This window comes from Anoxybacillus suryakundensis (genome assembly GCF_001418025.1).
GTDB classification, from domain to species: Bacteria; Bacillota; Bacilli; order Bacillales; family Anoxybacillaceae; genus Anoxybacillus; species Anoxybacillus tengchongensis.
In genome coordinates, this window is the sequence record NZ_LIOK01000008.1 from 141,791 (window position 1) to 148,646 (window position 6,856).

The following is a 6,856-nucleotide window of genomic DNA, read 5'->3' on the forward strand; positions in this document are numbered from 1 at the left end:
TGGTTTATGATGGTACATAGAAAATAGCGAAAGGGTGATATTGTGTCTAAACGAATAATTACGATGATCGTATCGATTTGTACCGCAACAACACTACTATGGACTGTCGGTTTAATCATCACTATTCAAGACCAATTTTTTTACGAAGCTTCCTCGATCAAACAACCAGAACCAACAACTTCAAACATAAAGCAGAATAACGGTCTTTCTATTGTCGCCCTTGGTGACTCATTAACACGCGGAACAGGAGATGAAACAGGGAAAGGGTACGTTGGATATGTTGTAGATGACCTAAAAAAACGCACAAATCAACACATGCAATTCACAAATTTAGCAATTAAAGGACAACGCTCTCCCCAACTCATCAATCAACTGAAACAAAAAGAGGTACAACGCCAATTAAAAGAGGCGGACATCATTTTGATGACGATTGGAGGAAACGACTTGTTTCGCGGTGGAGAAGCACTAAGGGACTTATCCCATGCCCAAATTGAAAAAGAAAAAAAGAAATTTGTCGAGCAGCTACATACGATTTTCCAACTTATTCGCACAGTAAATGATGATGCAACTGTATTTTATATCGCCTTATATAATCCGTTTAACGATTTAGACAATGGAAAAGAAACATCCGCCATTGTGCGCAGTTGGAATTATGCAGCATCTGAAGTAGCAGCCGACTATAAATCAATCATTTGCGTTCCGACATATGATTTATTTGAACTGCAAGTCAACGACTATTTGTATACAGATAAATTTCATCCAAACAAAGAAGGATATAAACGAATTGGTGAACGTGTTGCTTCACTCACTACGTTAACGAAAGGAGAAAAATAATGGAAGAAACATTAGTTGTACAAAATGTGCGAAAAAATATTGGGAAAAAGGAAATTATTAAAGGGCTCTCGTTTTCGTTAAAAAAAGGTGAGGTGTTTGGTTTCTTAGGCCCAAATGGTGCAGGAAAAACAACGACCATTCGCATGCTTGTCGGATTAATTCGCCCTACATCTGGAACGATCTCAATTTGTGGATACAATTTACAAAAACAATTTACAAAAGCCATTCAACACATTGGTTGTATCGTTGAAAACCCTGAACTTTATCCATATTTAAGCGGGTGGGAAAACCTTGAGCATTTTGCGCGTATGGTTCCAGGAGTGACCATGCATCGCATTCAAGAAGTAGTCGAACTCGTCGGTTTACAAAATCGGATTTATGATCTTGTACGTACATATTCGCTTGGTATGCGTCAACGCCTTGGTATTGCGCAAGCGTTGCTTGGAAAACCAACGGTACTCATTTTAGATGAGCCAACAAATGGTTTAGATCCTGTCGGCATTCGTGAAATGAGACAGTTTATTCGCTCGCTTGCTGAACAAGAGCAGTTAAGCGTTCTCGTTTCATCGCATTTATTGAGTGAAATACAACTCATGTGCGACCGTGTTGCCATTATGTCCAAAGGAGAGATTATTCGCATTGATACGGTCGAACATTTATTACAAGAACAAGCACGGACATATTGGAACGTTGTCCCGATTCATACAGCTAAAGAAATATTAATAAATGAGACGACTGTCATCGGTGAAAAGGATGGAGCGATCGTTACGATTTATGAATCAAACGAAACTATTGCTCGGTGCAATGCTCGTTTAATTGGAGCAGGAGTGCTTGTCAGCGGAATCGAGCGAAAACTTCCAACACTTGAAGATTTATTTATTGAATTAACAGGAGGGGAAACGATTGATTAATCTCGTATACAATGAAATGTTAAAAATTGTTCGTAAAAAACGACTATTTATCATTGCAGCCATCGTAGCTGTTCTCGTTAGTTTATTTACATATGCACAACTTAAACAAATTGAAACGATTCGAGAACGTATTGGAACAACAGATTGGCGCACACAACTGCAACAACAAATCATCGATACACAAAACCGCTTAAACTCAACAGGAATTTCTGAAGAATGGAAAAAGTTTCTCAAAATTCGTTTACAGCAACAACAATATTATTTAGATAACGATATTAATCCGATGGCTCCCGGTGCTCCGACATTTATGCGCATGTTTATTGAAAACTCGATTGAATTGTTTTTGCCGCTACTTGTTATGGTCATTGCAGCTGACCTTGTTTCATCAGAAGCAAGCGGAGGAACGATCAAACTGCTGTTGACACGTCCTGTGAAGCGATGGAAAATTTTAATGAGCAAATATATCGCCATGATTTTATCTACATCGTTTATCGTGTTTTCTGTCGCTATTTTATCGTACGCCATTTCTGGTATTGTATTTGGATACGGGGGATGGAATTTGCCGCTTTTAACAGGATTTTCGATCCAAGGCGAAGAATTAAATACGGCAGCTGTTCATCTTATCCCCCAATGGAAATACTTACTTATTGAATTTGGACTTGCTTTTTTTGTTTCACTTGTCGTCGGCACACTAACATTTATGTTATCTGTGTTAATACGTAGTACCGCTGCAGTTATGGGAATTATGCTTGCCGCTCTTATTTCAGGAGCCATTTTATCAAGTATGGTATCATCGTGGGAATCGGCAAAATATTTGTTCATGGTCAATTTACGTCTTACAAGTTACATTAGTGGGATGGCGCCACCTATTGATGGAATGACGCTTTCTTTTTCGATGACGGTGCTCGCCACTTGGGCACTTGTTGCGCTGATTGTTTCTTTTTATGTATTTACGAAAAGGGATGTTTACTAATGAATAAAATGATTGCCACATTAATCAATGAATTGCAACGACGGACGCCAACAATCATGGATTACGACAAATTTGCTCAGTATGCTGTGCTTCTCCCGCTTATTCAACAAGATGATGAGGTGTTTGTGTTATTTGAAGTACGCTCACTGCAACTACGTCGCCAGCCGGGAGAAATTTGTTTTCCAGGTGGGAAAATGGACTCGTGTGATCAAAGTCCAAGAGAAACAGCTATTCGGGAAACGTGTGAAGAGTTAGGGATTGAAAAAGAACATATTACACATATCGTCCCGCTTGACTATATATTTTCACCATTTGGTATGGTTATTTATCCATTTGTCGGTTTCGCTAATATTACTTGTATGCAAATAAATGAGAGAGAAGTAAATGATGTGTTTACTGTACCACTATCTTTCTTTTTAGAAACGAAACCAAAAATATATCGTGTTTCATTCGAACCAAAACCGGAGGAAGATTTTCCATTTGACGATATCCCAGGGGGAAGAGAGTATAATTGGCATCCACGACACATGGAGGAACATTTTTATTACTACAAAGACAAAGTGATCTGGGGATTAACAGCAAAAATCGTATATCATTTCACTCAACTCATTCAAAAAGGGAAAGGAGAATAGCCATGTCACAACCTGTTGATTTAGGATTTGGCATTTCACTCATTGATTTGTATGATTTACAAACTCCTCATCGGACAGGAGCATATGTTTTTCGAGAAGAGGAGGTGACGATTATTGAAACAAGCGAAAGTCCATCTATTCCATACTTACTTAAAGGATTAGAAGCATTATCGATTGATTTGCGCGACGTAAAAAATATCATTGTCACACACATTCATTTAGATCATGCTGGTGGAGCAGGTTTGTTATTGCAACATTGTCCAAATGCTCGCGTATTTGTCCATCCAAAAGGAATGCGCCATTTAGCCGATCCGTCTCGTCTCATTCAAGGAGCAAAAGCGGTTTATGGTGAAAAATTTGACGCATTATTTGACCCGATCGTTCCCATTCCTGAAGATCGGTTAATTGTAAAAGAAGATGGGGAAACGTTACAAATCGGAAAAGATCGCACGCTGACATTTCTTCATACACCAGGACATGCGAATCACCATTTTTCTATTTATGATGAAAAAAGTAATGGAATTTTTACAGGTGATACGGCTGGGGTTTTTTATCCACAGTTACTTTCATATGGAGTTGAGTTATACTTGCCATCTACATCACCAAACCAATTTGATCCAGAAGCGATGCAAACCTCGTTAAAAAAATTCATGGCATTTCGTCCAGAACGTATATATTTTGGACATTTTGGTATGTCAACTCATGTACAGGGGGTCTGGGAGCAACTTCTTCGCTGGTTACCAATCTTTGTTCAAACGGGTCATGAGATCGTAAATGAACAAAAAGATCAATCCTTTACCGAAAAAACAGAAGCTGTTTTCAAACGTTTATTTAATATCATTCAAACATTTTTGCGTAAACAGCAAGTACCAGATGATGCAGATGTATATAAACTACTTCAACTTGATTTACAAGTATGTGCAATGGGCCTTGTCGATTATGCGGAAAACAAAAAAAGATAATTGACGAAAAATCGTGTTTTCGCTATAATTTCTTTGGCACCCCGATATACGGAGGAGTACCCAAGTCCGGCTGAAGGGGTCGGTCTCGAAAACCGATAGGGGTGTCAAAGCCCGCGGGGGTTCGAATCCCCCCTCCTCCGCCATATCTCCTCTTTCATTCCTTCTTTGTTTATCTTCAACTTTGTTTTTTATTCCGATTTGCGAGGATGTGACATATTGAAAAAATATTATGTTGTTTGGCAAGGAGTGAAAACAGGTATTTTTTCTTCTTGGGACGAGTGTAAACAATACGTCATTGGTATTCCTGGAGCAAAGTATCGCTCATTTCCATCGAAGGAAGAAGCAGAACAGGCATTTGCGTCTGGTCCGTTTGTAAACCGAACGAAAAAAAATACAGTGTTTGCAACGAACTATGTAGAGGAAAGTATTTGCGTGGATGCGGCATGTAGCGGAAATCCAGGATGGATGGAATATCGAGGGGTATATACGAAAACAGGGAAAGAGTTGTTTCATGTTGGACCGATGATCGGAACAAACAATATTGGGGAGTTTTTAGCCATTGTCCACGCATTAGCATGGTTACAACAACAAAACAAAAGTTTGCCGATTTATTCTGATTCGGTAACGGCTATAAAATGGGTAAAAGAAAAAAAAGCGAATACAACGCTCGTTCGCAACGCTGAAACAGAACGCGTTTGGCAACTTGTTGAACGTGCTGAAGCGTGGTTGCGCACGCATCATTATACAAATGAAATTATGAAATGGGAAACGGAGCAATGGGGAGAAATTAAAGCAGATTTCGGACGAAAGTGAAAGGAGAGGGATATTAACCTTCTCCTTTTTGCATGTCCTCGAGTTGTTGTTTTAGTTTTTGTTTATCCAATTGTTCACCGATCATGACAAAATGTAACGGGATATTCATTTCCTCTTTCATATAAAGCGGTGTACCGTATGCATACTGAAAAGAATAAACCCCACTTGTATGAGTAAAGCGTAAAAACCCTTTCATTCTGTAAATGGTATCAGGTAACTGCCGTACCCATTGTTCGAACACATCTAAATCAATTGGGCTTGTAAATGTATGTACGTATGTCTGAATGCGTAGTCTTTCGATGTTTATTCGCTCATGCTCATTTCTCATCCGCTTCGATAACAAATGAATATCTTCGATTCGCACATTAGAAAACGTTGTGAAAATTGTGCGCGCTTCGCTGTTGATTGTTTGTAACTCAAACGATAATTTCGCTTGTTCATCTGGACGTAATATATCTGTCTTATTGACAATTAATACATCCGCGTGACGAACTTGTTCTTTTAATAACATTTGCAGGGGAATGGAGAGTTGGTGACGATTCATCCAACGTGTCGCGTCAATTGTCGTAATAATACCTCCCATTTGAATGCGATTAGCAAACAATGGCGACATACACGCATCAAGCACTTCAACAGGATGCGCTACCCCTGTCGTTTCAATATAAATGACATCTAACTCATGTTTTTGAAGGAGGGAATAAAGCTCTACTTCAAATTGATCTTGAATGGTGCAACATACACACCCGCTTAATAATTCGCTTAACACAGCATCTTCTGAAACAGCATGTGAATCAATGGACACTTGGCCAATTTCATTCATCACCACAGCCACTTTCTGTCCATGTTCTTTTTCATGTTGCAGTAGCCGCTTTAATAATGTCGTTTTTCCACTCCCAAGAAATCCAGATAAGATGTATATGTCTGTATGTTTCATAAAACACTCCTTTCTCTACATGCTCTCTTTGATCATATCCAAATGTTCATACATAGCACAAGCAAAAATATATCACATATGCCTATAAAATAAAAAATGATACATTTGCCCCTGCATATCTTTTGTTTTCTTTCATATACATATCTTCGTGATCTGTCTGGAAAAATTTTTATTATATATTTACAAACTTATCTTATTGTGTATATAATTTACTACATAAATTTATTTTGGAAGGGAGGAAAAAACCATGACAACAATGACAGGTGTACATTGCACAGTTGAACAAAAAAAGATTGATCCGCCCTTCCGATGTGAAGATCATTGATCTTTTCACAAGCGATCGCATGCCGCAGGGAAGGATCTGTTCCCTGCGTTTTTTTGTGTCCCATCCATCCGCAAAGGGATTTTGTCCAGCGGATTTTTTATTGAAAGGGGGTGAACAAATGATGAAATTTCATTTACCCGTGGTGCTAGATAAAATCGAGCAAGCAAAAAAATAGCCCTTGCCTGTGGATCTCCTGTAGAATGAAAGTGCGATCCAACATTCGAAAGGAGAATCCCCATGCAAGAGCACTTTCATTTTACTACAGATCAAACGAAGATTCAAAAACAATATGCAGCCCTTTTCTTTTTTGTTTCTGCCCAGCTGTCACAAATTCAATTCTATCTTCAACGTCGTAATCGTCATTTGACGAAACAAGAAGACGCCGTGATCATTGCCATTCATCTTTTGGGAAAGCTTCTTGGCTTCTCCTCCGAACGCGCATGGCATCGTTTTGTGGAGGGAAATTTATTTA

General features: G+C 38.8%; 7 protein-coding genes, 1 tRNA gene and 1 pseudogene. 8 read left to right on the forward strand and 1 reads right to left on the reverse strand.

What is annotated here, in order from left to right:
- Window positions 1–42 precede the first annotated feature (42 nt).
- The 7 genes from ASC42_RS07995 (at window position 43) to ASC42_RS08025 (ending at window position 5,125) form a co-directional block, all read left to right on the forward strand.
- On the forward strand, window positions 43–834 hold the full coding sequence (locus ASC42_RS07995) for an SGNH/GDSL hydrolase family protein (protein WP_055441315.1): 792 nt from the start codon (window positions 43–45) through the stop codon (window positions 832–834).
- The gene (locus ASC42_RS08000) at window positions 834–1,745 is read left to right on the forward strand and encodes an ABC transporter ATP-binding protein (RefSeq protein WP_055441316.1); all 912 of its coding nucleotides are present in this window, start codon (window positions 834–836) and stop codon (window positions 1,743–1,745) included. The genes ASC42_RS07995 and ASC42_RS08000 overlap by 1 nt, the downstream gene beginning before the upstream one ends.
- Window positions 1,738–2,718 (forward strand): ABC transporter permease, encoded by a 981-nt coding sequence (locus ASC42_RS08005; RefSeq protein WP_055441317.1) that lies wholly within the window; start codon window positions 1,738–1,740, stop codon window positions 2,716–2,718. The genes ASC42_RS08000 and ASC42_RS08005 overlap by 8 nt, the downstream gene beginning before the upstream one ends.
- Window positions 2,718–3,350 carry an NUDIX hydrolase gene (locus ASC42_RS08010; RefSeq protein WP_055441318.1) on the forward strand — a complete coding sequence of 211 codons (633 nt, stop codon included), beginning with the start codon at window positions 2,718–2,720 and terminating at the stop codon, window positions 3,348–3,350. Before ASC42_RS08005 ends, ASC42_RS08010 begins: the two co-directional genes overlap by 1 nt.
- 2 nt (window positions 3,351–3,352) lie before the next feature.
- A complete protein-coding gene (locus ASC42_RS08015; RefSeq protein ID WP_055441319.1) occupies window positions 3,353–4,312 on the forward strand; it encodes an MBL fold metallo-hydrolase in 960 nt (319 codons plus the stop codon).
- 50 nt (window positions 4,313–4,362) lie between these two features.
- Window positions 4,363–4,455, forward strand: a tRNA-Ser gene (locus tag ASC42_RS08020).
- Window positions 4,456–4,528: 73 nt separating this feature from the next.
- Entirely contained in the window at window positions 4,529–5,125 is a 597-nt protein-coding gene (locus ASC42_RS08025; RefSeq protein WP_055441320.1) for a ribonuclease H1 domain-containing protein, read from the forward strand.
- Window positions 5,126–5,138: 13 nt separating this feature from the next.
- Here the strand turns inward: ASC42_RS08025 and ASC42_RS08030 are convergent, their stop codons facing one another.
- Window positions 5,139–6,059: a CobW family GTP-binding protein gene (locus ASC42_RS08030; protein ID WP_055441321.1), complete on the reverse strand. Its 921-nt coding sequence runs from the start codon at window positions 6,057–6,059 to the stop codon at window positions 5,139–5,141.
- Window positions 6,060–6,621: 562 nt separating this feature from the next.
- Here ASC42_RS08030 and ASC42_RS08040 point away from each other — a divergent pair.
- Window positions 6,622–6,856: pseudogene (locus ASC42_RS08040) on the forward strand (IS982 family transposase); the annotation flags it as partial.